This window comes from Prosthecobacter sp., assembly GCF_029946185.1.
GTDB lineage: Bacteria > Verrucomicrobiota > Verrucomicrobiia > Verrucomicrobiales > Verrucomicrobiaceae > Prosthecobacter.
Genome location: NZ_JAQSEA010000091.1, coordinates 34,383 through 58,350, shown reverse-complemented (window position 1 = coordinate 58,350; position 23,968 = coordinate 34,383). Strand labels below are relative to the sequence as shown.

The window sequence follows — 23,968 nt, the reverse complement described above, 5'->3', positions numbered from 1 at the left end:
TGGTCCGGCGGGCGGAGGCGCATCCTCGGCAAGGGGCCGCTGGAGTCCTACTGCTATCACGTCATGTCGCGCACCTGTGGTGGGGAGATTTGGTTCGATGACGTCGAGAAGGAGGCGCTCCGGCGTGTCATGTGGCGCATGGCCGAGTTCTCCGGCATCAAAATCGTGACCTACTGCCTCATGGGCAATCATTTCCATCTGCTGGCCGAGGTGCCTCATCGCCCGACCTGGCTCCAGCGCTTTGAGGGAGCGGATGGCGAGAAGAAGCTCTTCGAGCACCTCGGCACGCTCTACAGCAAGGCCTACCTGGGCCTGCTGCGTGATGAACTGGCGGACTTTCGCGCACGCGGCATGGCGGCGCTGGCCGAGCAAAAGCTGGTATCGCTCAAAAAACGCTTCTGCGATCTCTCGCTCTTCGTGAAGGAAATCAAAGAGCGCTTCAGCCGCTGGTTCAACAAACGGCGCGGCAGGCGTGGCACGCTATGGATGGACCGTTTCAAGAGCGTGCTGGTGGAGGGCAAAGGCGAGCCTCTGCGCACCATGGCGGCGTACATTGATCTGAATCCGGTGCGTGCCGGTGTGGCCAAAGATCCGAAAGAGTATCGCTGGTGCGGCTATGCCGAAGCTCTGGGCGGCAGCCGCCGTGCGCAGCGTGGCTTGTGCAAAGCCCTGGGTAAGCCGGTGGACGGCTGGCGGAACGCCGGCACCTCTGAAGCCTACCGCGGCCTGCTGCATGCAGAGGGCCGGGAGGTGAAAAATGCGCAAAATGCAAAGGTGGTGCAGCGCGGTGTGAGCGTGGAGTCGGCGCGCGCTGTGCTGGCGGAGAATCGGAAACTGAGTCCAGCGGAACTGGTTCGCCTTCGCGTGCGCTATTTCACCGATGGCGTCGTTCTGGGCAGCAGGGAGTTTGTGGAAGGCATCTTCGAGTCACAGCGGGATCAGTTCAGTCCAAAGCGCAAACACGGAGCCAGACGCATGCCCGAATCGTCCGCACCTTTTTACAGCCTGCGGCAATTGCGCTTACGGCCTGTCTCCTGAAAACAGACCTGTCGCCACCTTTCGGAATGCGCAAACCACGTCCTTCAATTACCGTGGCACCGCCTAGCGGCTCCCCATCTCTCCCACCCCCGCCTTCTACCTAGAAGGCTCAAATGACACAGGCGGCCCCAGACAACGGAATTGGATAGGCATCGAGCCGACAATGTCGGACGATTGAGACAAGATCGCATCAGCGATTCCCAAGGAAAAATGCACGCACGGCTTGCGCAGCCGCATCGTATCTCCATGATGAATCTCTCCCCACATGAGCGCTGTTTTTGATTCCTTTTCGCGATTTTACGCCTCCTCCATCGGCAAGAAGATTTTGGTGGCCCTCACCGGCCTCGCATTGTTCGGCTTTGTTATTGGTCACATGATTGGCAACCTGCTGATCTTTGTCGGCAAGGATGCCATCAATGAATACGGCCACATGCTCCAGACTGCCCTGCACGGCGGAGGCGTCTGGATCGCCCGCATCGGCCTGCTCGTCGCCGTGGTCATTCACATCGTCGCGACGATTTCGCTGACTCGTGCCAACCGCGCCGCACGTCTGGCCCAGTATGGTCAGCACAAAGCGCAGGTGAGCAGCACTTCCTCCCGCATCATGATCTGGAGCGGGCTGACCATCCTCGCCTTCATCGTTTACCACCTGCTGCACTTCACCATCCATGCAGGCAATGACTACGGCACCTACAAGACTACCCTCCATGGCGAGACAGTGCATGACGTCTATCGCATGGTCATTGTAGGCTTCTCCTGGGCTCCCGCGGTGATCTTCTACATCATCGCCATGGTGCTCCTCACCAGCCATCTCAGCCACGGCTTCAGCAGCCTCTTCCAGACCCTCGGCGTCTCCACAGACAAGTCAGAGCCGCTCTTCAAGAAGCTCGGTTACGCCTTCGCCGGCCTGATCCTCGTCGGCAACTGCTCCATCCCCATCGCCATCTTCTTCTTCGGCTACGGACGTTAATTTCTCTCGCGACACGCCATGTCTCTTAATTCAAACATCCCCTCCGGCCCGATGGCCATGAAGTGGTCCAAGCACAAGCAGGACTCCAAGCTCATCAATCCGAAGAACAAGCGCAAGTTCACCATCATCGTGGTGGGCAGCGGCCTTGCAGGCTCTTCCGCAGCAGCGACGCTTTCGGAACTCGGCTACAAGGTGAAGTGTTTCTGCTTCCAGGACAGCGCCCGCCGCGCCCACTCCATCGCAGCCCAGGGCGGCATCAATGCGGCCAAGAACTACCAGAACGACGGCGACAGCGTTCATCGCCTCTTCTATGACACCGTCAAAGGCGGCGACTTCCGCGCACGTGAATCCAACGTGCATCGTCTCGCTGAAGTCAGCGTCAACATCATCGACCAATGCGTGGCTCAGGGCGTGCCCTTCGCCCGTGAATACGGCGGCATGCTCGCCAATCGCTCCTTCGGCGGTGCTCAGGTGAGCCGCACCTTTTACGCCCGTGGCCAGACCGGCCAGCAGCTTCTCCTCGGCGCGTATTCCGCACTGAACAAGGAAATCGCCGGCGGTGGTGTGGAAATGTACACGCGCAGCGAGATGCTCGACGTCGTGACCGTCGATGGCCACGCGAAAGGCATTGTCACTCGCGACCTCGTCACCGGTAAAATCGAATCCCACGCAGGTGATGCCGTGCTGCTTTGCACCGGCGGTTACGGCAACGTCTTCTATCTCTCCACCAACGCGATGGGCTGCAACGTCACTGCGACGTGGCGTGCTCACCGCAAAGGCGCGTTCTTTGCCAACCCCTGCTACACGCAGATCCACCCGACCTGCATTCCCGTCAGCGGCGAGTATCAGAGCAAGCTCACTCTGATGTCCGAGTCACTGCGCAACGACGGTCGCGTCTGGGTCCCAAAGAATGCCGCAGACTGCGGCAAGACGCCGGATCAGATCCCTGAAGCTGCACGCGATTACTATCTCGAACGCAAGTACCCCAGCTTCGGCAACCTCGCCCCACGTGACATCTCCTCCCGTGCGGCCAAGGAAGCCTGCGATGACGGACGCGGTGTCGGCCCTGGCGGACGCGGCGTGTATCTCGACTTCGCGGAGGCCATCGGCATGTACGGTGCCAAGACCATCGCCGAGCGTTACGGCAACCTGTTCGACATGTATGAGCGCATCACCGGAGAAAGCGCCTACAAGCGCCCGATGCGCATCTACCCCGCCGTCCATTACACCATGGGCGGCCTCTGGGTGGACTACAACCTCATGAGCAATCTCCCCGGCCTGCACGTGCTCGGCGAGGCGAACTTCTCCGACCACGGTGCCAACCGCCTCGGAGCCAGCGCCCTCATGCAGGGCCTTGCAGATGGCTACTTCGTCATCCCGACGACCATCGCCAACTACCTCGTGAATGAGAAGCCCGGCAGCATCACCACCGAGCATCCTGAGTTCAAGAAAGCCGTCGAAGACTGCACCGCGCAGACCAAGCGCTTCCTCAACATCAAGGGCAAGCGCAGCGTGGACAGCTTCCACCGCGAACTCGGCCTCCTCGTCTGGGACAAATGCGGCATGGCCCGCACCAAGGAAGGCCTCACCGAAGCCATCAACCGCATCCCCGCGCTCCGCGAAGAATTCTGGCAGAACGTCAACGTTCCCGGCAGCGGCGACTTCACCAATCCCGAACTCGAAAAAGCCGGCCGTGTAGCCGACTTCATGGAGTTCGCCGAACTCCTCTGCCTCGACGCCCGCCACCGCGAAGAAAGCTGCGGCGGCCATTTCCGCTCCGAGCATCAAACAGACGATGGCGAAGCCAAGCGCGACGACGAAAACTTCAGCTACGCCGCCGCCTGGGAATACACCGGCAACGTCAGCAAGCCCACTCTCAACAAAGAGCCGCTGACCTTCGACGAAGTCCACCTCGCCGTCCGCAGTTACAAGTAACCCGTGGTTTCAGCCGTCATGACCCGCGAATCTGAGTCCGAACTCCTCCACTTCTGCGCCACCCAGCGCGGGGAGTTCTGCGAAGATGCGTGGACCAGCTTTGCCCCCATCGAAAAGCAGGAAATGGCCGCCGTTTGCCTCTTCCTCGCGGGCGTTGACTGGTTCGGCCATGAGCACGGCCTCAGAACCGCTGCCCGCAAGCTGCTGAACGGTGTCGAAACCACCTTCGGCACTCTGGCCTGTGCACTTCGCTTCGATACTCCCCGATTTGCCAATTCCCTGAAAAGGAGACTGGGCCATGCATAGTCTCCATCCAGAGCTAACCCATGCCATGGGCAAAATGATGGACCGGCTGGACGGCTTCTTGCGCGACGCAGGATATTCCGGCGAACCCATCCAAATGTATCTCGCAGGCGGCATGGCTGTTCACTACCATTGCGGCACACGCTATACCGATGATGTCGATGCCACTTTTTCCCGGCGCTTGATCCTGCCTTTTGAAAAACTCGCTATCGACTACATGCGTGAGACGGGAAAGCCGTCATGCATCTACTTTGACACCACTTACAGCGACACCTTCGCCCTCCTGCATCCCGATCATCGCGAATCCTGCATCGAGTGGGTGGGCATGGGCAATGAACAACGGCTGATTCACCTGCTGGTCTTCTGCCCCGTCGATCTGGCAGTGTCAAAGCTCTCCCGCTTTTCTCCCAACGACCAGGCTGACATCCTTGCGCTGGCCCGGAATCGTTACTTCACCACCGCTCAACTCCAAAGCCGCGCCACCGAGGCCCTTGACCATTACGTTGGTGAGACACGGTGGATTCATCTCAATCTGGCTCAGATCAGCCAGGAGATCGCCCTCGCCGCTTAATCTTTTTCATCCCTCCAAATTCCCATGTCTCAACTCAATCTGCACCTCAAAGTCTGGCGTCAGAACGGCTCGCAACCCGGTCATTTCCAGGACATCGACGCTCCAGAAATTCCTGATCATGCGTCCTTCTTGGAGATGATGGACATCATCAACGAGCGCCTCATTTCCAAAGGCGAAGATCCCGTGGCTTTCGACCATGACTGCCGTGAAGGCATCTGCGGCGCATGCTCCATGCAGATCAATGGCGTTCCCCACGGTCCAGCAAAGGCCACCACGACCTGCCAGCTGCACATGCGCAAGTTCCGCACCGGCGACACCATCTGGGTCGAGCCCTTCCGCGCGCGCGCCTTCCCAGTCTTGAAGGATCTCATGATCGACCGTGGTGCCTTTGACCGCATCCAGCAGGCCGGTGGTTTCGTCAGCGTGCGCACCGGTGCGCCGCAGGACGCCAACGCCCTCCCCATTGGCAAGGAAGTCGCCGATGCCGCCATGGACGCCGCCGAGTGCATCGGCTGCGGTGCCTGTGTGGCCGCTTGTAAAAACGCCAGCGCCATGCTCTTCGTCTCCGCAAAAGCTGGCCAGCTCAATTCTCTTCCCCAGGGCCAGCCTGAAAAAGACCGCCGCACCCTCGGCATGGTCCGTCAGATGGACAAGGAAGGCTTCGGCAACTGCACCAATCAATACGAGTGCGAAGCCGCCTGCCCCAAGGAGATCAGCGTCCGCTGGATCACCAAGCTCAATCGCGACTACTCAGTGGCATCCCTCAAAGATGCCTTGGGCAACACCCGCAAGGAAGCCGGCGGCGGCGATTGATCCGTTTTACGGTTTCGGTTCCCCAGGCGGAGGAGCAGGCTTGTCCTGCTCGGGTGGCGGGCGGCGGAATCCCTCCTTGGGCTCTCCTCCCCGCTCGCGGAATTTCATAAATTCCTGACTCGCAGCTTCACGATAGATCTCCCGAAATTTCTTGAAGGCCTCCATGCGCTCCGCAGGAGGCAGCGCGTCCAGGTTCGCCAGCGCCTCCTTGACACGCGGCAGTTGCAAAAGGCGCTCATGGAATCCCCGCGTCTCATCACGACGCTCAGGCCGGGCGATGGACTGCAGTTCCGCCCCGAGTCGGAGGGCCGCCATATGCGCAAAATTGGGTGAGTCCGGCTTCGGCATTTCCGGCATACCGCGCTGGTCCATCGGGAACTGCGGTTTGATCTTTTCCAAAATGCCCACCACTTCAGGATCAATATCCTTCAGCGCGGCGTGCAGCGTATTGCGCATCTCCTCATTCGCCCGCAGCGCCTTGTCACGCGCCTCAATCACTTCAGGACGCTGCCAGGCCTTTTCAAAAGCAGCGCGCACCTTCTGCTTCTCGGCTTCCGAGAGTTTTTCAAAACCATCAAACCCACGCGGCGGCTTGCCCCTGCCGGGCATCATTCCCGACGGACCATGGTGTTCACCATCACGATGCGGCGGTCCATCACTAGGTGGCGGCGGCTTTGGTTTGTCGCCTTCAGACTGAGCTAGGACAGCCGTGGCGAGGGCAAATAAGAAAACCAGAGGACGCATGGCGGTCAATTTCCGCCGCTGCGCTCTGTTGGCAACCTGATAGCTGGTCTCAGTATTCATTGCGGCTACTAACTCATCTGCCTGCCAAAAGTTGCATTCACTTGATACGCTCCAGTTTCAGCAAGGGGGCCGCCGGGGAGGCAAACTGCGCCACATAGAGGTTTCCCTCCGCATCCACCGCCACCCCATGAGGATGAATGAAAGTCTTCCCATCACTCTTCATCGGCTGCAGAACCCCACCCTGATAAACCGCAGCCGGAGCACCAACATTGGAAACAATCCGATACTCGCGATCCACAATCGAAATGAACCCCGGCGAATTCTTGTCCTTCGGCCACTGGTCCCCCAGATGCGGCACAATCACATGTTCACCCCAAAAGACGATGTCCCGCGGATTCCCTCCCGGCATCGCAATTTTATCGATGAATTTCCCCTCGGCCGTGAACCGCTTAATTTCCTGCTGATCACTCATGGCGATAATCACCCGCATTTTTGCTGAATCCGACACATCAAGTCCGCCTCCGTGCGGCCCCCAATGCTTCAGTTGGTTCTCCACTTCCCCCAGATTCCCACCCCACCAGCGCAGCAGCGTGCCATCCGCCTTATAATGAAAAATGCAGTCCTTCCCATACCCATCGAACACACAAAAATCCCCGTTCGCGAAATGAATCGTTTTGGAGGGCCTGTATTCATTTGCACTCGCATGCACCTTCGCTTGTTCCGGCCACGCATAATGCGCCAGTTCTTCGCCATCCAGCGTCAGTTTGCGCACCTCATGGAGCTGCGTGTCGGTAATAAAAAGCACCTCGCGCCCACCTTCCCTCACAACACTCATCCCATGCGCCCCCGGCATGCGCGCCGTCCAGTGCTTGATCAAAGCTCCCGTTTTCGGATCAAGCATGATCACATTGTTCCTCACGTCATCCGTCAGCAACAACAAGCGCCCATTTGCATCAATAGTCACTGCGTGACCATTTTTGACGTTAACCTGCGCAAGCGCCTCCCGTCCCCAGCCAGGCACAATCCGATAACGAAACTCCCCCTGGCCAAGAATGTCCTCAGCTTGGGAAAAAACTGCTGTAAGCAGGCAGAAGATAACAAAACGCATCATGCAGACATGCAATCATGCCACCGGCCCTCGCGCAAGATCAACGCATGGATGGTTTGCCAGCCCCCGTATTGCTGCGAGGTTGATTCCCGCTTCTTATCATGGTCTTCATTCTCATTGTCGCTGCTCTTTTCCTCGGTCTTGCCGTCGCCCGCTGGGCGCAGGCACGCCATGAGTCGATGATGCTCAAAGGCTTTCGCGCCAACGCCCCCACGGCACACACCGGCGGCGAGATCGCCCTCATGTTTCTGAAATCCGAAGGGGTGGATGACGTGCAAATCCTCGAACACAACGCCGTCGTTACCGATTACTTCGACCCGACCCGACGCCGCCTGTTTCTGCGTCGTGACGTCGCCGAGGGCACCACCTTGTCCGCTTGGGCCATCGCCCTGCATGAAGCCGCGCATGCGCTGCAAACTGGTGAGACCTTGAGCGAGCTCAAGTGGCGGCAGAGCTGCATCCGCATGAGCCGCTACATCCCCATGGCCGCTGTATTCGCCATCATAGGGCTGATGATCGCACGCATCCTGATAGCGAAGAACGCCATTTTCGTCGCCGCCGGAGTCATCGTTATTCTGCTGTTGCTGAACCTCGGCAGCGTGCCGCTTGAGTTCAATGCCAACAAGCGCCTGCGCCGCTTCCTCGATGAGCATCTCAAAAATCATGCCCAAGCCAGCACCAGGCTCGATGAACTGCTCTTCTGCATGGCCATCCGTGAGGTCGGCGACCTGCTGCGCTCACCACGCTATTTTTTCCTCAGTGCCCTGCCCGGCACGGGAAAGATGCGGCCGCAGTGATCTGCGCGGCAAGTCATCCCTCACAGATGACGTTGTTCTCTCATGGTTAAACTTGCCGCCTTCTTCGTTCTTGCCGCCTCGTCCATGCTTCTCGCCGACACGCAAATGCCGCAGTCATTCAGCGGTGATTTTGTCATCAAGGTCAATTACCGCTACCTGCTGAGCAAGCCGGAGGGCTATGAGGCCAGCCCGGATAAGAAATGGCCTCTGGTGGTCTTTCTGCACGGCGCTGGCGAACGCGGCAACGATCTTGAACTGATCAAGAAACACGGACCGCCGAAGCTGGTGGCTGCAGGACAGAAAATTCCCGCCATCATCGCCAGCCTGCAATGCGAACCCAACAACCTGTGGAATCCACACGGCGTCAAAGCGGTCACCGATCATTTGGTCAAGACGCTGCAGGTGGATCCCAAGCGCGTTTATCTCACCGGCATCAGCATGGGCGGATTTGGCACCTGGGAGACGGCCTTTGAGTATCCTGAAATGTATGCCGCCATCGCACCCATCTGTGGTGGTGCTGGCGTGCGCTGGGTGACAGCGCAGCGTCTCAAGAGCATGCCCTGCTGGATTTTCCACGGCGACAAGGACGGTGCGGTTCCGATCGAGAACAGCCAGAAGATTTACGATGCCCTGAAAAAGATCGACGCTCCGGTCAAATTCACTATTTACCCCAGCGTAGGACATGATTCTTGGACCCAGACTTATGCCAATCCGGAGTTCTGGAGCTGGCTGTTTGAGCAGAAGAAGCCATGACAGGCAGGAGGCCCGGCTAGCGTTTGATCTTCCATGATCCGACGCCTTCTCCCGCTTCTCATTGCCTCCTCTTTGCAGGCTCAGCTGCTGCCCGGCACCCAGCCCTTGGAGCCGAATCCCGATTTCTCCGCAACCATGGTTGCAGGAATCGACAAAATGGCGCTACGGCTCATCGAACAGTCGAAAACGGGCCGCAAGCCGACGCGCGAGAAATTGAAGTCCATCCTCGGAGTGGTGGACGAGCGCCTGCCCATCACGGCCCTTGAACTCGTCGGTGACACTGTGTCTCCAGCGCTCCTGGCGGAAACCGCCACCGCTCGCATCATGCGGGTGCGCTGGCCGGTGTTCGACGGCGTGCATGGTGAGGGCATTCTGATTCAGCCCAAAGGCAAGCCCGTGGCGCGGGTGATCTACATCCCGGATGCGGACACCGATCCCGAGAAGCTGGCCAATGACGCCATGCTGGCCTACAGCGGCTGCGAGATCATCATTCCTGCGCTCATCAACCGCAGTAGCGAGTTCAGCACCAATGACAAATTTGGCGTGAAAACGAACGTGCCGCACCGCGAGTGGATTTACCGCCAGTCGTATGAGCTGGGGCGTCACATCATCGGCTACGAGGTGCAGAAGATGCTGTCACTTGTCGATTACTTCGGCACGCAGCCGAAGCTGCCGCTGCTCGTGGCCGGACTCGGCGAAGGCGGCCTCATCGCTATGCATTCCGGGGCGCTCGATGAACGCATCAGCTCCGTCTACGTGTGGGGCTGCTTCGAGCCGCGTGAGGGTGTGTGGGCCGAGCCGATCTACCGCAATGTTTTCAATCTGCTGCGTGATTTTGGCGATGCCGAAGTCGCCTCCCTCATCGCGCCGCGCCCTCTCGTGGTGCAAAATCTCGGCTTCCCGAATGTGCAGGGGCCACCGGAGGCTAAAAAGGGCGAACGCAGCGTCGCCGCGCCAGGAAAGATCACGAAACCCACGCTCGCCGCCGTGCAGGCTGAAGTCGCCCGTGCCAAGGTGCTCGCGCCAGGGAACTGGCTCATGCTGGCGACTGAAGAGCATGGTCTAAAGGAAGTCGTCGCCCATCTGCTGCCAGCGACGGTTGCAGAACAACTGGTGAAGCGCATCGAGCCGATCATGCCACAGAAAAACGAGGAGCATGCGAGAGTCGATGCCACCCGCCAGAAGCGTCTGGTGCGTGAGCTGGAAACGTTCACGCAGCGCCTGCTCGTGACCACCGAACTGGAGCGCAAAGCACAGTTTTGGGACAAGCTGCCGCTCAAATCTGTGGCCGAGTTTGAAAAGCACACGACCACCGAACGTGACCGGTTCTGGAACGAAGTCATCGGCCGCCTGCCGGACCCGAACCTGCCCGTGAATGCGAAGAGCCGCTTCGTGCGCGAGACGGACAAGGTCACGATCTACGAGGTGACGATGGATGTGTGGGACGATGTCTTTGCCTGGGGCTGGCTGTGCCTGCCGAAAGATCTCAAGCCCGGTGAGAAGCGCCCCGTCGTCGTCTGCCAGCATGGGTTGGAAGGCCTGCCGGAAGACACCATCACCACGGACGAGACACAGAAGGCCTATGCACCGTACAAGGGCTTCGCAATGCGACTGGCCGAGCAGGGCTTCGTCACCTTTGCCCCGCACAATCCGTATCGTGGCAAGGATGCGTTCCGCACCTTGCAGCGGAAGCTCAATCCACTGGGACTCACGCTCTACAGCGTCATCAACGGCCAGCACCAGCGCATTCTCGAATGGCTGAAGGCGCAGCCCTTCACGCAGCCGGACAAGATCGCCTTCTACGGACTCAGCTACGGCGGAAAATCCGCCATGCGCACGCCTGCGGTGCTCAAGGACTACTGCCTGAGCATTTGCAGCGGTGACTTCAACGAATGGGTACGCAAGTGCGTGAGCACCGACATGCCGATGAGCTACATCCACACCCATGAGTATGAAATCTGGGAGTGGAACATGGGCCGTACTTTCAACTATGCCGAAATGGCCGCCCTCATCGCGCCCAGACCGTTCATGGTCGAGCGCGGCCACAACGATGGGGTGGGTTCGGACGAATGGGTGAACTACGAATTCGCCAAGGTGCGCCGCCTCTACAACAAGCTCCTCATCGGCGACCGCACCACCATCGAGCACTTCGACGGTCCGCACACCATCCACGGCGTCGGCACGTTTGAGTTCCTGAAGCAGAACCTTGACTGGAAGTGAGGTGCAGGACGCATGTCCGACTCACCCGTGGCATCATGCGGTGGGTGACCGCCGACGGACCCAAGCCATGGCTCGCTACCACAGCCCATTTGCATTCGCTGCATCGCCAGCTAGGCTGAGGACGTAACCACACGAGATATGCAAACACCCCAAATCACCGCCTACCTGAAAACCTACTGTGGCTGGAGCGAAGGCATCCGTGCCATCTTCCGCAAGTACGACCTCGCTTTCGAAGAGAAAGACATCATCAAAAATCCGGCGTTCCGCTGGGAGATGGAACAGAAGAGCGGCCAGCCGCTGTCCCCCTGCGTGGAAATCAACGGCACCATGCTCGCCGACATCAGCGGTGACGAAGTGGAAACTTGGATGACTGCGAACGGCCTGCTCGAAAAGAGCGAAGCACCAGCCGACGCGCCGACGGATTCCGCCTGCACCGACGCTCAGCACGCCGCAATGGCTGCTGGTCAGGTGGGCACCTTGAAATTCGTGGGCTAATTCTGCATGCGTTCCCGGCTTTTCCTCCTTGGGCTGGCGGTTTCTCTCGCCGCCTGCAACACCGTCTATTATGCCGCTTGGGAAAAGCTGGGTTACGAGAAGCGTGACCTGCTCAAAAGCGCGGTCAAAAAGGCCCGTGGCGAGCAAAAGGAGGCCGGAGCGCAGTTTCAGGACGCGCTGACGCAGCTCAAGAAGCTGACCAATTACAACGGTGGCAATCTTGAGTCCGCCTACAACCGCTTCAAGGGCGAGTACGATGACTGCGAAGCCCAGGCAGTCCGGGTGCGCAGCCAGATCCGCGAGGTGGATACGGTGGCGCGGGATCTCTTCCGCGAATGGGAGGTGGAAATCCGCCAATATGACAATGCCACCCTCGCTGCGGACAGCCGCCGCAAGCTGGCGGACACCCGCAGCCGCTTTGAGCCTCTGTCGCGTTCTCTACACGCCGCAGAAGCCACCATGGACCCCGTGCTGCGCCGGTTTCGCGATCAGGTGCTCTACCTGAAGCACAATCTTAACGCCGCCGCAGTCGGCTCGTTGCGTGGCACGGCAGACAACATTCAGGGCGATATCCAGCGTTTGCTCGACCAGATGAACCGCTCCATTGCTGAAGCGGACAGGTTCATTCAGACGCTCTAGACAAGAGACGACGGACATTCTTGTCGGTCGAACAGCGCTCCGCTATACCCCGGAGCCCACAACTCTGCGTACCGAGTCACTGAGCTGTTCAGTCGGTTTAGGATGGAGCGCGGGCAGAGGGGATTGCGGGGACGCTGGCCGACAGACATGAGTGTCTGTCGTACTCCAAAAAAAGCCCTCCAGCTTTGCAGCGGGAGGGCTTTCCAAGCTAACTCTCAAAAACTGATCAGGCTTTGATCATGCCATGCGGATCGATGACGTACTTGCGGGCCGCGCCCTTGTCGAAGTCCACGTAGCCCTTGGGGGCACCCTTCAGCGAGATGACCTGCACGTTCGTCGCCTTGGCGATTTTGATCTTGTCGTGCAAGATCGCCATCATGAGGCGGCGGTGATAGCGCATCACCGGGCATTGGCCGGTGACGAAGGTGTGGCTCTTGGCCCAGCCTAGGCCGATGCGGATGGACAGAGCGCCCACCTTGGCTGCTTCATCGACCGCGCCCGGATCACCCGTGACGTAGAGCCCGGGAATGCCGATGGCACCGCCCGCCTTGGTGATTTCCATGACGCTGTTGAGCACCTGAGCAGGCACTTCCTTGCTGTGGTTGTGGCCGCAGCCACGGGCTTCAAAGCCGACGCAATCCACGGCGCAATCCACTTCCGGCACACCGAGGATGTTTTCGATCTGATCCTGAATGGAGGCGGAGAGGGAAACGTCCACAGTTTCACAACCGAAACGACGGGCCTGGGCAAGACGCTCCTTGTTCAAATCACCGACGATGACGACCGCAGCACCGAGCAGATGGCAGGAAGCCGCGCAGGCGAGGCCGACTGGGCCGGCTCCGGCGATGTAAACGGTTGCACCCGGTCCCACCCCTGCGGTGACCGCACCGTGATAGCCGGTGGGGAAAATGTCCGAGAGGAGGGTGAGGTCTTTGATCTTGGCCATGGCCTGATCACGATCCGGGAACTTCAGCAGGTTGAAGTCTGCGTAGGGGATCATCACGTATTCCGCCTGACCGCCGACCCAGCCGCCCATATCCACGTAGCCATACGCAGCACCGGGGCGCGCAGGGTTCACGCTCAGGCAGATGCCGGTCTTGCCTTCCTTGCAGTTGCTACAGCGTCCACAAGCAATGTTGAAAGGCACGCTCACAATATCGCCTTTCTTGATGAACTCCACATCGCGGCCCGTCTCGATGACTTCGCCCGTGATTTCATGGCCGAGAATCAGCCCCTTCTGCGCGGTGGTACGACCACGCACCATGTGCTGGTCGGAACCGCAAATGTTCGTGCTGACGACTTTGAGGATGACTCCGTGGTGGCATTTACGCTTTTGTTCGCGCAGCTCCAGTTTGGGGAAATCAATGCTCTGAACTTCTACCTTACCGGTACCCATGTAAGCGACACCTTGATTGCTAGGCATAATATTGTGTGGTTGTGGTTGACTGAATTTGGGGAATTCCCGGTCATGCTAGTCAGAACCGGCGGATCGCGTCAATCCTGGTGAAGGAAAAACGTGGGCAGCCAAGTGTGCACGGTGCAGGGGCCGGGAAAGGCTGACGCCGCTGGGCTACCTAAACGAATTACTTTACCGGCTCTTTCGGATTGCCTCTCTAGGAGCAGCCCTCCACAATAGACATGCATGAAAATTACATCCCTCGCCTTGTCCCTTCTGCTGCTTGCCACCACCGCCCTTCGGGCGCAGACCGCAGCTCCTGCCGTAAAACCAGCGGCTCCGACGGTCGTCATGCCCCCGCAGCCACCGGATGTGCCTGCGCAGAAGTATGGCAAGGATGGCAAGATCAACCCCGGCTTCATCGCTTCGCATCAGAAGTTCGTGAGCATCGCCAAGGAAGGCAAGGCCCAGCTCGTATTTCTCGGTGACTCGATCACCGCCGGCTGGGCGGGCGCCGGCAAGGACGTCTGGGCAAAAGCGTTCAACGAGTATATGCCTGCGAACTTCGGCATCGGCGGCGACCGCACGCAGCATGTGCTGTGGCGCATCCAAAACGGCGAACTTGACGGCGGCATCAAGCCCAAGGCCGTGGTCCTCATGATCGGCACCAACAATGTCGGAGCAGATTCCGCTGAAGGCATCGCCAAAGGCGTCACCGTCATTGTCGAAACCATCCGCGCCAAGCAGCCGCAGGCAAAAATCCTCCTGCTCGCCGTCTTCCCGCGTGGCGAAAAAGCCAGCCCGAATCCAGGCCGCGACAAACTCAAAGAGGTCAACGGCATCATCGCCAAACTCGACGACAACAAGAACATCTTCTTCCTCGACATCGGTGCCAAATTCATGCAGCCAGACGGCAGCCTCACCAAGGAGATCATGCCTGACTTCCTGCACCTCTCCGCCGCTGGCTACCAGATCTGGGCCGACGCGATCAGTGCGAAGCTCGCTGAGCTGATGAAGTAATCTGACCCACGCCTGTCCTGCGCGCCTAGAAAAGCCATGCCCCAGCCCGTTCTCCTTTCCGACATCGGCAAAGTTCTCATCGACTTCGACTTCAGCATCGCCGCCCGGCGGCTCGCAGAGCACTGCGATCATCCGGCGGAGACGGTGCTGACATTGTTTGATGACATCAAAGGTCCGTACGAGGTAGGTGACATGGATGATGTGGAGTTCGTGCGGCAGGGCATGGTGCGGACAGGGTTTCGTGGCTCCCCCGCTGAATTTGCAGTCATCTGGTGCGAGATTTTTGCGCAGAATGAGCCCATGCACGCGACGCTCGGCGCTCTGGCGGGCAGGCTGCCGATGCATCTGCTCTCAAACACCAACGAACTTCACAAAGGCTACTTCCTGCGCGAGTTTGCGATTTTCCAGCACTTCCAGGGTGGCGTGTACTCACATACCGCGCGCTGTGCGAAGCCGGGGGATGAGATCTTCCTCAAGACCGCCGAGCAGCTGGACCTCGACCCAGCACGCACGTTTTACATCGACGATCTGGAGGCCAACATCGCCACAGCTGCACGGCTGGGTTTTCGGACTTTTCACTACAGCTTTGAGAAGCATTCCCAGCTGCAGGCGGAACTGGACGAATGGCTGGCGGCTCAGGGCATTGGTTGACGGGCGCGAATACCTGTCATACCCAGTACGCGCTGCCGTTCGTATCACCTGTGTGGCATGATAGCATGCACGACTAATTCCATGAAATGTGACGTTTGCGAAAATGAGGCCACCGTGTTTCTCACCCAGATCATCAACGGTCAAATGACCACGGTGAATCTGTGTGAAAGCTGTTCAAAGGCCAAAGGCGTGACCGAGGAGACCGGCTTCGGTCTTGCGGAAGCATTTCTGAGCCCCTCCCACCGAACGGAGTCCGACACGATGGAAATCGTGTGCGACTCCTGCGGTTTCACGGCCTCACAGCTGAAAAAAATTGGCCGCATGGGCTGCCCCGAATGCTACGCCGCCTTCCGTGATGGATTGGACGGACTGCTGCGCAACATGCACAAGGGAACCCGGCATGTGGGCAAGCGTCCGAGCCACATCAGCGCCGTTGCACCCCAAATACTCCCCCGGCAGCGAGCGACCTCCCTGAAGGAAGCCTCTCCATCGGCACCTGCAGCCCCTGCGGCTGCACCGCCACCGGACGCCGCCCAACTTCGCGCCGAACTCGATCTAGCCGTCAAAGAGGAACGTTACGAGGACGCAGCCCGGTTAAAATCCGAGATCGAAAATCTCCAGCCCAAGGCCTCCAAATGAAGGATGCCACAGGTGGAATCATCCTTCCGCATCATTCAACGCGTATCCCTCTTGCACCGTCCAACTTCGTAATCTCATGATGCGCTTTGCCACTTTGATCAAGAACCCCGCCGACTGGATGAAGGGCGCGGGTCCGCACTCCGATGTCGTCATGACCTCGCGCGTGCGCCTTGCTCGCAATCTCCGTGGCTATCCGTTTCCCGGCTTTAGCCAGGAACGCCAGCGCATTGAACTGCTGGAGCGTGCACGCCCGGTGGTGGAAGAACTGCCCGAAATGCGGGACGGCTACAGCGAGGACTACACTGAACTCAGCAAGATCCGCAAGCAGGTGCTGGTGGAGCGCCATCTCGTCAGCCGTGAGCATGCGGCCCGTTCTACCGGCTGCGCCGTGGTCGTGGACCGCAAGCAGAGCATCTCCATCATGATCAATGAGGAGGATCACTTCCGCATTCAAGGCATCCGTCCCGGGCTGAACCTCACCAGCGCCTTCGAGGCAGTGGATCGCGTGGACACGGAGCTGGAAGGCCTGCTGCCCTATGCTTTTGACCCCAAGCTCGGCTACCTCACCGCCTGCCCCACCAATCTCGGCACCGGCATGCGCGCCTCCGTCATGCTGCACCTGCCGGCGCTGGTGCTCACCGAACAGATCAACCCCGTGATCAAGGCCATTGGCAAGATCGGCCTCGCTGTGCGCGGTCTCTACGGTGAAGGTACCGAGGCTCTCGGCAACCTGTTCCAGATCTCCAACCAGCACACGCTGGGGGAGGCGGAGCCGGAAATCATCGCCCAGATCGAAAAAGTCATCGAAGGCGTCGTGCGTTCTGAAGTGACGGCCCGTGCCAAGCTCAAGGAGGACCATCAGACCATGCTGCGCGACCAGATCGGGCGTGCATTCGCCATTCTGAGGTATGCGCACATCCTTACCTCCAAAGAGGCACTGAACCTGCTTTCCATGCTGCGCCTCGGTGCCGATCTCGACCTTGTCGGGAACTGCGACCGCAGCCTGATCGACATGCTTCTGCTTGAAATTCAACCTGCTCATCTGCAGCTCAATGCTGCGCGTGAATTGTCCCCGGAAGAGCGCGACAGCATGCGCGCGGATTTAACCCGCACACGGTTGCAATCCATCGACGGCCCGGGTAGTTTTCCCCCATCACAATCTAACAACGGAGGTACCCCCTCCCCTACCAATGATGAATAATTTCACTCCACGCGCCCAACAGGTTCTGGCCCTTGCCCGCAAGGAAGCCGACCGGTTCAACCACAATTACGTCGGCACAGAGCATCTCCTGCTTGGCCTGATCAAACTCGGCCAAGGGGTCGCAGTCAACGTTTTGACCAAGCTCGGCCTCGACCTCGAAACCGTGCGCATGCAGGTCGAGCAGCAGGTCGGCTCCGGCCCTGAGACCAAGATGGTCGGCAACATTCCCTACACCCCACGGGTGAAGAAGGTGCTCGCCCTGGCCTCGAAGGAAGCCAAGGCACTCAACCACAGCTATGTCGGCACGGAGCACATCCTGCTCGGCCTCCTCCGCGAAGGCGAAGGCGTGGCTGCCCAGGTGCTGCGCAATCTCGATGTGAACCTCGACAAGGCGCGCAGCGAAATCCTCAAGGAACTCGACCCCAACTTCTCCTCCCAGAACGAAGAGGAAGAGGAGGAAGGCGAACCCGTCAATCCTACCGGCAACTCACCTGCAGGTGACAAGAAGAAGAACGAGAAGACCCCGGCCCTCAAAGCCTTCGGTCGTGACCTCACCGAGCTCGCCATCAAGGGTGAAATGGACCCCGTCATCGGCCGCTCAGAAGAAATCGCCCGCGTCATCCAGATCCTCTGCCGCCGTACCAAGAACAATCCGGTGCTCATCGGCGAAGCCGGTGTCGGCAAGACCGCCATCGTCGAAGGACTGGCCCAGGAAATTGCCGCTGGCAACGTCCCTGAAATCCTGCGCGACAAGAAAGTCATCACCCTCGATCTGGCCCTGATGGTCGCTGGCACGAAATATCGCGGCCAGTTTGAAGAACGCATCAAGGCGGTCATGGATGAAATCCGCCGCAATAAAAACGTCATTCTCTTCATCGACGAGCTGCACACCATCGTGGGTGCAGGCGGCGCTGAAGGCGCGATGGACGCCAGCAACATCATCAAACCCGCGCTCAGCCGTGGCGAACTGCAATGCGTCGGCGCGACCACGCTCAATGAATACCGCAAGTACATCGAGAAGGACTCCGCGCTCGAACGCCGCTTCCAAAGCGTGAAGATCGAGGAGCCCTCCGTTGAGGACGCCATCAAGATTCTCTTTGGCCTGCGTGGCAAATACGAGCTGCACCACAAGGCGAAGTATAGCGAAGACGCTCTCCGGTCTGCCGTGAACCTCAGCTCGCGCTATCTGCCCTCCCGCTTCCTGCCGGACAAAGCCATCGACATCATGGACGAAGCTGGCTCCAAGGCCCGCATCGCCGCCATGACCCGTCCGCCCGAGCTCAAAGTGATCGAAGGCGAGATTGAAGAGATCCGCGTCGAGAAAGAGGGCTCCATCAAGGAGCAGGATTTTGAAAAAGCCGCGAGCCTGCGTGACCGTGAGAAGAACGCGAAAAAGCGTTTTGATGACGTGCTGGAAACCTGGCGCACCAACAATCAGGAGCGCATCGTCGACGTCACGGAAGAGGACATCATGTCCGTCGTTTCCAAATGGACCGGCGTGCCGCTGCAACGCATGGAACAGGCTGAAGCCGAGAAGCTGCTCAAGATGGAAACCGAGCTCAAGGGCAAGGTCATCGGCCAGGACGAAGCCGTCATCGCCATCAGCAAGGCCCTGCGCCGTTCCCGCGCCGACTTGAAGGACCCACGCCGCCCGATCGGCTCCTTCCTCTTCCTCGGCCCAACCGGTGTCGGCAAGACCTTCCTCGCAAAGAACCTCGCCGAATTCATGTTTGGCACAGCTGATTCGCTGATCCAGATCGACATGTCCGAGTACATGGAGAAGCACACCGCCAGCCGTCTGATTGGTGCGCCTCCGGGATACGTCGGTTATGAAGAAGGCGGGCAGCTTTCCGAGGCCGTGCGCCGTCGCCCTTACTCCGTGATCTTGTTCGACGAAGTTGAAAAAGCGCACCCGGATGTCATGCATCTGCTCCTGCAGATTCTCGAAGAAGGCCAGGTCACCGACAACTTCGGCCGCAAGATCGACTTCCGGAACACCATCGTCATCCTCACCTCCAACATCGGTGCGGAGCAGATCAAACGCCAGACCAGCCTGGGCTTCATGGCCATGCAGGAAGACGCCGCCGACAACGCCGGCATCAAAGGCAAGATCACCGAAGCCTCGAAGAAATTCTTCAAGCCTGAGTTCCTCAACCGTCTCGACGACATCGTCATCTTCCGCATGCTCGAGAAGGAGCAGCTCAACAAGATCGTCGATCTCGAAGTCAGCAAGGTGGTCGTTCGTCTCAAGAAGAAGAACATTCACATCGCGCTCGACGACAGCGCCCGCGAGTTCCTCATGAAAGAGGGCTTTGATCCCCAATATGGTGCTCGTCCGATGCGCCGTGCCGTGGAGAAAAACATCGAAGACCCTCTGGCCGAGCATCTCCTGCGTGGTGACATCCGCGAAGGAGACACCGTCAAGGTCTCCCACGATGAAGAGCTTAAGCGCCTCAAGTTTGCCGCCGACGCACGCGAAACCACTGACATTACGGCTCCGGCCGAAACGCCAGCCCCTTAACCGGGAGCGATCCGCCGGGCTCCGCCTGCCATGATCCGTGCCCTGATTCTCGTTCTCCTTCTCGGCAGCCTCGGCTGCTGGCTGGATCGCGAGCATCATGCCGGACGGTTCCAGCGCGTGGACGAGTTGTTTCTCGACTTCCTCGTCGCCAACGCACGGGACCGTTTTGCCACGGCCGATGATCAGGCTGTCGCATCTTCACCCGTTGTCTTGGTGAAAATGCGTCTGGAAGACAAAGCGGAATATGCCGGCTGGCCCCCGCGGCCTCTGGACTGGCAAATGGTCCTGAAGGGCCTGCAGGCCTACAATCCTGCGGTAGTCGTGGTACCCGAAACTCTGTTTTGGGGGCACCCTCCGCCCGAATTTGTGAATGAAGCCGCGCAGGCGTTGGTGCCCTTTCCAAGCACCGTTCTGGGTGTCGAGGCCCAGCTTGCCACCAACCGTGAGGCACCAGCATTTCTGGGTGGCCTCGAAAGCTCACTGCCCCCCTTTCAAAAGGTTCAGGGAGACATCGGATCAGTTCCATCCTTGGGGGCACTGATCGTTGCGCCAGATGACCTGCTCCGCCGCCAGGCCGAGATCGGCATTTCCATCCCGTTTGACGAGAAGAACGCTGGCAAACTACCTTATGCCCTGCATGAAAGCGGCCACCTGCTACCTACCGTGCTGGCCCAGTCGCTGGCACGTTTCACCCAGACGCCCTATGCCACTCAGCGCCTGCTGCTGGGGCCTGGAGCGGGTGCTTATCTCTCCAACGGCGCTTTTGTACCGCTTTCGGCAGCCGGAGAATTCATCATCAACACGAAGCAGCCAGTTCAAGAAGTGGATGCGCTCCATTTGATGACCTCGGAACTGGCCGAGGCTCTGTCCCCGCAGGATAAGGCGAGCCTCTCAGCTGACAAGGTGATCGTGATTGGCACCGATGATGGCACCCCAAACGGACAGGCACGCCTGCATGCCCAGGCAATTGCGCAGGTGCTCGCCGCGCCACGTTTGCGACTGCTGCCTGCCTGGACGCAATGGATCATCTGGGGTGCCGCCGGGCTGGCAGGATTCTGGCTGGTGTTCTTTGTGCCACGCAGCAAAGCCATTCTGCGCGGCACGCTTTGCATCTTCGCAGCGCTGGTCACATGCTTTCTCGCCTTCCAGTCCAGCTTGATCTGGTGCCCTCCCACGATTCCCGCCGCCTTGCTCGCCGTATCGACGGTGTTTGCCCGCATCGCGGGCCGCAGGAAGTAGTCTCTTACCTTGCTGTCTTTTGGGCAGGAACGGCAAAGACCTGAACTTCGATGTAATGGTTCATCTCATTGGCCGAGTTGCCATTGCTCCACAGGCGGACGTACCGCGCCTTGGCTGCCTTGCCTTCCATGATGCGGCCATAGTTGGTCTCAATATAGGCTGGGTCTTTACCCTTTCCCAAGCCGGAGGTGTTATCGTGATCGGAATTCCACAGAGTAGTGACACCGGTCCGAAACTCAGGATCGTCCGATGACTGAATGACGACGTCGAGGTAGGCGTGGGCAGCCTTGTGGTAATGCCATACCGCGATTTTTTCCAGTGTGTGAGTGGCTTCGAGATCTATCTGCACCCACTGTTTCCCAGGAATGAGCTCGACGAAGCTCCCGTCGGCACCATCGGCGTCACCGTCCGTGATGAGGTCAAGACCACCGATGATTGGAGCAGCATCTGAAGAGGTGACTTTTTTGCCCTTGGCGACATTCAAGGTACCCTTGAGCGCCATGAAACTCTTGCTGCGGTTAGAGACGTCATCTTTCTCAAGATTGGGAAGTTTCACCAAAGCTCTGCCTATGTACATGGGCTTGGGGAGCTCGATCTTGATTTCTTCCTGCTCTTCACCTGGCATGACGGCATCTCTGAAGCTTGTCCCGGTGATGAATTCCTGATCCTCCCGGCTCAAACTGCCCAGCGGCACAGTGATGACGGTGCCGTCTTCACGTCTGAGCAGGATATTGTCGCCAGTACGGCGGACCAGTTCAGCCATGATCTCATTCTGACCACTGGCATCTTTCCAAACGCGGTCAGCAGATTGGAGCGGCACCACCGCCTGACAAAGACAAAGCAAGATCACAGTTTTCATCGCCAATCGTTTCAGGTGGGTGCGCATGATGGCAAAAGGTGAAACAAGAACGCGGGACGGCAACCAGATAGCAGGCACCTGCCATGCCGGCGTATGGCGGTTGCCCCCCTCAATTAGCTCTTGTGGAACACTGGCAAGCCCCTAGTGTCGCCATCCCTTCCCCCCCAAAAAATATCGCATGCGTTTCCGCAATCTGACCCGCCGACGTGAGATCGGCGCCAATTCCTATCTTCTTGAAGCCGGAGATCATCGCGTCGTGCTGGATTCCGGCATGCATCCCAAACGCGCAGGCTACGATGCCCTGCCGGATTTCGGCCCCCTGCCGCACAAGTCCGTCAACGCCGCGATCATCACGCACGCTCATCACGATCACATCGGCTCCATGCCCGTGCTGCAGCGCAAGCAGCCAAACACGTCCGTGCTGATGACCGAAATCACCGGGGAGCTGGCTTCAGCCATGCTGCACAATTCCGTCAACGTGATGACGAAGCAGCGTGAAGAAGAAAGCATCTCCGAGTATCCGCTCTTCACCCACCGTGAACTCGATGATATCCGCGCTAAATGGATTTACCGCGACATCGACCGCCCATTCGAGATCCCGGACACCAATCTGGAGGCCACGATGTTCGATGCGGGTCACATCCTTGGTTCCACGGGCGTCCTGGTCCGTGAAGGCAGCAATACGCTGTTCTACACCGGCGATGTGAATTTCGAGGCGCAGACGATCTGCCGCGCCGCCGATTTCCCCACCAGCGGCATCGACGTCATGATCGCCGAGACAACGCGTGGCGATTACGCCCGCCCGGAAGGCTTTTCCCGCAAAGGCGAAAAAGAACGTCTCGCCGGAGTGATCCGTGAAACGCATGAAGCCGGCGGTGCCGTCATGATCCCCGTCTTTGCCCTCGGCAAAACGCAGGAAGTCATGATGATGCTGCACGAACTGCATCAGGAAGGGCTGATCCCCGAGATGCCGCTCTACATCGGCGGCCTGAGCACCAAGATCACCGTGCTCTACGATCACTATGCTTCACGCAGCCGCCGCAGCTACCCCGGCTTCCGCCTGCTGGATGACATGAAGATGCTTGTTCCACGCAAGAGCAAGAAGCGCGTGGAGCTTGTTTCCAGCCCGCGCTCACTTTTCGCGCTCTCCAGCGGCATGATGACGGAGCACACCGTCTCCAACACCTTCGCGCAGAAATTCCTCGATAACCCGCGCAACACCATCTGCTTCGTGGGCTACACCGACCCCGATTCCCCCGGCTACAAGATCCGCAATGCCGCACCCGGCACGATGATCAAACTCGCCAAAGACATGCCCGCCGTGGCCCTGCACGCCCGCATCGAGAGCTTTGACCTCAGCGCCCATGCTTCGCGTGAGCAAATTGCCGAATACATTGAGAAAGTGAAGCCCAAGAAGCTCCTGCTCGTCCACGGCGAAGAGCCTGCGCAGATGTGGTTCACCCGCCGCTTCACCGAAAGCATCCCCGAGACGGAGATCATCCGTCCTGAGCCACATCAGCCCATTGATCTCTGGTAACTTCCGGCCATGCCGCGCCTCATCGCCATTGTCGCCATGTCCAGCAATCGTGTCATCGGGCGCGAGGGCAAGCTGCCGTGGCATTACCCGGAAGACCTGAAGTTCTTCAAGCGCACCACCCTTGGTCACCCCATTCTCATGGGACGTGCGACGTTTGACTCCATTGGCAGGCCGCTGCCGGGACGCCAGAACATCGTGTTGAGCACGACCATGGCACCGCGTGAAGGGCTCACCGTCATTCGCAGCACCGGCGAACTGCCGCAAGCCTGCGCCGCCGCCGAAACCATCTTCGTCATCGGCGGTGCCCGCGTGTTTGAGGAACTCCTGCCGCAATGTGATGGCCTCTTCCTGACCTACATCACCAAAGAATACGAAGGCGATGTCTTGCTTCCGCCTTTCGAACACCTGTTCCGCCTCAAGGAAGTAGTCGGTCAGTTTGAAGATCTGGAGTTCCGCTATTACGAAAGAGCCGCCGCACCCGAATTGAGTGAATCCGTGGCGTCAGGAGCATAAGCGCCA

General features: G+C 59.1%; 23 protein-coding genes. 19 read left to right on the top strand and 4 right to left on the bottom strand.

Going from position 1 to position 23,968, the window contains the following annotated elements; all coding sequences use genetic code 11:
- The 6 genes from PSV43_RS07215 to PSV43_RS07190 all read left to right on the top strand — a co-directional run.
- Positions 1–1,038: transposase (locus PSV43_RS07215; RefSeq protein ID WP_300195004.1), on the top strand; the 1,038-nt coding region annotated here is incomplete at its 5' end.
- A gap of 265 nt (positions 1,039–1,303) precedes the next feature.
- A complete protein-coding gene (locus tag PSV43_RS07210; protein ID WP_300195002.1) occupies positions 1,304–2,008 on the top strand; it encodes a succinate dehydrogenase cytochrome b subunit in 705 nt (234 codons plus the stop codon).
- Between the two features lie 18 nt (positions 2,009–2,026).
- Positions 2,027–3,943, top strand: coding sequence for a fumarate reductase/succinate dehydrogenase flavoprotein subunit (locus tag PSV43_RS07205; protein ID WP_300195000.1), 1,917 nt, complete (start codon positions 2,027–2,029; stop codon positions 3,941–3,943).
- An 18-nt stretch (positions 3,944–3,961) separates the two neighbouring features.
- Positions 3,962–4,249 (top strand): hypothetical protein, encoded by a 288-nt coding sequence (locus tag PSV43_RS07200; RefSeq protein ID WP_300194998.1) that lies wholly within the window; start codon positions 3,962–3,964, stop codon positions 4,247–4,249.
- Positions 4,242–4,817, top strand: a complete 576-nt coding sequence (locus PSV43_RS07195) for a DUF6036 family nucleotidyltransferase (RefSeq protein WP_300194996.1) — start codon at positions 4,242–4,244, stop codon at positions 4,815–4,817. Before PSV43_RS07200 ends, PSV43_RS07195 begins: the two co-directional genes overlap by 8 nt.
- Positions 4,818–4,841: 24 nt before the next feature.
- Positions 4,842–5,630, top strand: coding sequence for a succinate dehydrogenase/fumarate reductase iron-sulfur subunit (locus PSV43_RS07190; protein ID WP_300194994.1), 789 nt, complete (start codon positions 4,842–4,844; stop codon positions 5,628–5,630).
- Between the two features lie 6 nt (positions 5,631–5,636).
- Here PSV43_RS07190 and PSV43_RS07185 read toward each other — a convergent pair whose 3' ends face one another.
- Both PSV43_RS07185 and PSV43_RS07180 read right to left on the bottom strand, forming a co-directional pair.
- On the bottom strand, positions 5,637–6,374 hold the full coding sequence (locus PSV43_RS07185) for a hypothetical protein (protein ID WP_300194992.1): 738 nt from the start codon (positions 6,372–6,374) through the stop codon (positions 5,637–5,639).
- 97 nt (positions 6,375–6,471) lie between these two features.
- Positions 6,472–7,485, bottom strand: a complete 1,014-nt coding sequence (locus PSV43_RS07180) for a hypothetical protein (RefSeq protein WP_300194990.1) — start codon at positions 7,483–7,485, stop codon at positions 6,472–6,474.
- A gap of 98 nt (positions 7,486–7,583) precedes the next feature.
- Here PSV43_RS07180 and PSV43_RS07175 point away from each other — a divergent pair, with 98 nt between their 5' ends.
- The 5 genes from PSV43_RS07175 (at position 7,584) to PSV43_RS07155 (ending at position 12,386) form a co-directional block, all read left to right on the top strand.
- Positions 7,584–8,279, top strand: a complete 696-nt coding sequence (locus tag PSV43_RS07175; protein ID WP_300194988.1) for a zinc metallopeptidase — start codon at positions 7,584–7,586, stop codon at positions 8,277–8,279.
- 42 nt (positions 8,280–8,321) lie between these two features.
- Complete coding sequence (locus tag PSV43_RS07170; protein WP_300194986.1) at positions 8,322–9,032, top strand: prolyl oligopeptidase family serine peptidase; 711 nt, start codon at positions 8,322–8,324, stop codon at positions 9,030–9,032.
- Between the two features lie 33 nt (positions 9,033–9,065).
- The gene (locus PSV43_RS07165) at positions 9,066–11,252 is read left to right on the top strand and encodes an alpha/beta hydrolase family protein (RefSeq protein ID WP_300194984.1); all 2,187 of its coding nucleotides are present in this window, start codon (positions 9,066–9,068) and stop codon (positions 11,250–11,252) included.
- 138 nt (positions 11,253–11,390) lie between these two features.
- Positions 11,391–11,747 (top strand): glutaredoxin, encoded by a 357-nt coding sequence (locus tag PSV43_RS07160; protein ID WP_300194982.1) that lies wholly within the window; start codon positions 11,391–11,393, stop codon positions 11,745–11,747.
- A gap of 6 nt (positions 11,748–11,753) precedes the next feature.
- Positions 11,754–12,386, top strand: coding sequence for a DUF2959 domain-containing protein (locus tag PSV43_RS07155; RefSeq protein ID WP_300194980.1), 633 nt, complete (start codon positions 11,754–11,756; stop codon positions 12,384–12,386).
- A gap of 226 nt (positions 12,387–12,612) precedes the next feature.
- Here PSV43_RS07155 and fdhA read toward each other — a convergent pair whose 3' ends face one another.
- Complete coding sequence (fdhA, locus tag PSV43_RS07150; protein WP_300194976.1) at positions 12,613–13,809, bottom strand: formaldehyde dehydrogenase, glutathione-independent; 1,197 nt, start codon at positions 13,807–13,809, stop codon at positions 12,613–12,615.
- Between the two features lie 219 nt (positions 13,810–14,028).
- Between fdhA and PSV43_RS07145 the strand changes: the two genes are divergently transcribed.
- The 6 genes from PSV43_RS07145 (at position 14,029) to PSV43_RS07120 (ending at position 21,053) form a co-directional block, all read left to right on the top strand.
- The gene (locus PSV43_RS07145) at positions 14,029–14,802 is read left to right on the top strand and encodes a platelet-activating factor acetylhydrolase IB subunit (RefSeq protein ID WP_300194974.1); all 774 of its coding nucleotides are present in this window, start codon (positions 14,029–14,031) and stop codon (positions 14,800–14,802) included.
- Between the two features lie 36 nt (positions 14,803–14,838).
- Positions 14,839–15,453, top strand: coding sequence for an HAD-IA family hydrolase (locus tag PSV43_RS07140; RefSeq protein ID WP_300194972.1), 615 nt, complete (start codon positions 14,839–14,841; stop codon positions 15,451–15,453).
- 81 nt (positions 15,454–15,534) lie between these two features.
- The gene (locus PSV43_RS07135; RefSeq protein WP_300194970.1) at positions 15,535–16,092 is read left to right on the top strand and encodes a UvrB/UvrC motif-containing protein; all 558 of its coding nucleotides are present in this window, start codon (positions 15,535–15,537) and stop codon (positions 16,090–16,092) included.
- A 76-nt stretch (positions 16,093–16,168) separates the two neighbouring features.
- Positions 16,169–17,293, top strand: coding sequence for a protein arginine kinase (locus PSV43_RS07130; protein ID WP_300194968.1), 1,125 nt, complete (start codon positions 16,169–16,171; stop codon positions 17,291–17,293).
- Positions 17,286–19,814: an ATP-dependent Clp protease ATP-binding subunit gene (locus tag PSV43_RS07125; RefSeq protein WP_345784654.1), complete on the top strand. Its 2,529-nt coding sequence runs from the start codon at positions 17,286–17,288 to the stop codon at positions 19,812–19,814. The genes PSV43_RS07130 and PSV43_RS07125 overlap by 8 nt, the downstream gene beginning before the upstream one ends.
- A 30-nt stretch (positions 19,815–19,844) precedes the next feature.
- Positions 19,845–21,053: a CHASE2 domain-containing protein gene (locus tag PSV43_RS07120; RefSeq protein ID WP_300194964.1), complete on the top strand. Its 1,209-nt coding sequence runs from the start codon at positions 19,845–19,847 to the stop codon at positions 21,051–21,053.
- A gap of 4 nt (positions 21,054–21,057) precedes the next feature.
- Here PSV43_RS07120 and PSV43_RS07115 read toward each other — a convergent pair whose 3' ends face one another.
- On the bottom strand, positions 21,058–21,939 hold the full coding sequence (locus PSV43_RS07115) for an SHD1 domain-containing protein (protein WP_300194962.1): 882 nt from the start codon (positions 21,937–21,939) through the stop codon (positions 21,058–21,060).
- A gap of 151 nt (positions 21,940–22,090) precedes the next feature.
- On the opposite strand from PSV43_RS07115, the gene PSV43_RS07110 reads away from it, so the two are divergent.
- Positions 22,091–23,449: an MBL fold metallo-hydrolase gene (locus PSV43_RS07110; protein ID WP_300194960.1), complete on the top strand. Its 1,359-nt coding sequence runs from the start codon at positions 22,091–22,093 to the stop codon at positions 23,447–23,449.
- A 9-nt stretch (positions 23,450–23,458) separates the two neighbouring features.
- On the top strand, positions 23,459–23,962 hold the full coding sequence (locus tag PSV43_RS07105; protein ID WP_300194958.1) for a dihydrofolate reductase: 504 nt from the start codon (positions 23,459–23,461) through the stop codon (positions 23,960–23,962).
- Positions 23,963–23,968 lie beyond the last annotated feature (6 nt).

Excerpts from the sequence above, each read along its gene's own strand:
- fdhA (WP_300194976.1), bottom strand. The coding sequence starts at position 13,809 with ATGCCTAGCAATCAAGGTGTCGCTTACATGGGTACCGGTAAGGTAGAA.
- PSV43_RS07170 (WP_300194986.1), top strand. The coding sequence starts at position 8,322 with ATGGTTAAACTTGCCGCCTTCTTCGTTCTTGCCGCCTCGTCCATGCTT.
- PSV43_RS07180 (WP_300194990.1), bottom strand. The coding sequence starts at position 7,485 with ATGATGCGTTTTGTTATCTTCTGCCTGCTTACAGCAGTTTTTTCCCAA.
- PSV43_RS07140 (WP_300194972.1), top strand. The coding sequence starts at position 14,839 with ATGCCCCAGCCCGTTCTCCTTTCCGACATCGGCAAAGTTCTCATCGAC.
- PSV43_RS07185 (WP_300194992.1), bottom strand. The coding sequence starts at position 6,374 with ATGCGTCCTCTGGTTTTCTTATTTGCCCTCGCCACGGCTGTCCTAGCT.
- PSV43_RS07120 (WP_300194964.1), top strand. The coding sequence starts at position 19,845 with ATGATCCGTGCCCTGATTCTCGTTCTCCTTCTCGGCAGCCTCGGCTGC.
- PSV43_RS07110 (WP_300194960.1), top strand. The coding sequence starts at position 22,091 with ATGCGTTTCCGCAATCTGACCCGCCGACGTGAGATCGGCGCCAATTCC.
- PSV43_RS07125 (WP_345784654.1), top strand. The coding sequence starts at position 17,286 with ATGAATAATTTCACTCCACGCGCCCAACAGGTTCTGGCCCTTGCCCGC.
- PSV43_RS07130 (WP_300194968.1), top strand. The coding sequence starts at position 16,169 with ATGATGCGCTTTGCCACTTTGATCAAGAACCCCGCCGACTGGATGAAG.
- PSV43_RS07135 (WP_300194970.1), top strand. The coding sequence starts at position 15,535 with ATGAAATGTGACGTTTGCGAAAATGAGGCCACCGTGTTTCTCACCCAG.
- PSV43_RS07115 (WP_300194962.1), bottom strand. The coding sequence starts at position 21,939 with ATGCGCACCCACCTGAAACGATTGGCGATGAAAACTGTGATCTTGCTT.
- PSV43_RS07165 (WP_300194984.1), top strand. The coding sequence starts at position 9,066 with ATGATCCGACGCCTTCTCCCGCTTCTCATTGCCTCCTCTTTGCAGGCT.
- PSV43_RS07105 (WP_300194958.1), top strand. The coding sequence starts at position 23,459 with ATGCCGCGCCTCATCGCCATTGTCGCCATGTCCAGCAATCGTGTCATC.
- PSV43_RS07200 (WP_300194998.1), top strand. The coding sequence starts at position 3,962 with ATGACCCGCGAATCTGAGTCCGAACTCCTCCACTTCTGCGCCACCCAG.
- PSV43_RS07195 (WP_300194996.1), top strand. The coding sequence starts at position 4,242 with ATGCATAGTCTCCATCCAGAGCTAACCCATGCCATGGGCAAAATGATG.
- PSV43_RS07190 (WP_300194994.1), top strand. The coding sequence starts at position 4,842 with ATGTCTCAACTCAATCTGCACCTCAAAGTCTGGCGTCAGAACGGCTCG.
- PSV43_RS07175 (WP_300194988.1), top strand. The coding sequence starts at position 7,584 with ATGGTCTTCATTCTCATTGTCGCTGCTCTTTTCCTCGGTCTTGCCGTC.
- PSV43_RS07155 (WP_300194980.1), top strand. The coding sequence starts at position 11,754 with ATGCGTTCCCGGCTTTTCCTCCTTGGGCTGGCGGTTTCTCTCGCCGCC.
- PSV43_RS07145 (WP_300194974.1), top strand. The coding sequence starts at position 14,029 with ATGAAAATTACATCCCTCGCCTTGTCCCTTCTGCTGCTTGCCACCACC.
- PSV43_RS07205 (WP_300195000.1), top strand. The coding sequence starts at position 2,027 with ATGTCTCTTAATTCAAACATCCCCTCCGGCCCGATGGCCATGAAGTGG.
- PSV43_RS07160 (WP_300194982.1), top strand. The coding sequence starts at position 11,391 with ATGCAAACACCCCAAATCACCGCCTACCTGAAAACCTACTGTGGCTGG.
- PSV43_RS07210 (WP_300195002.1), top strand. The coding sequence starts at position 1,304 with ATGAGCGCTGTTTTTGATTCCTTTTCGCGATTTTACGCCTCCTCCATC.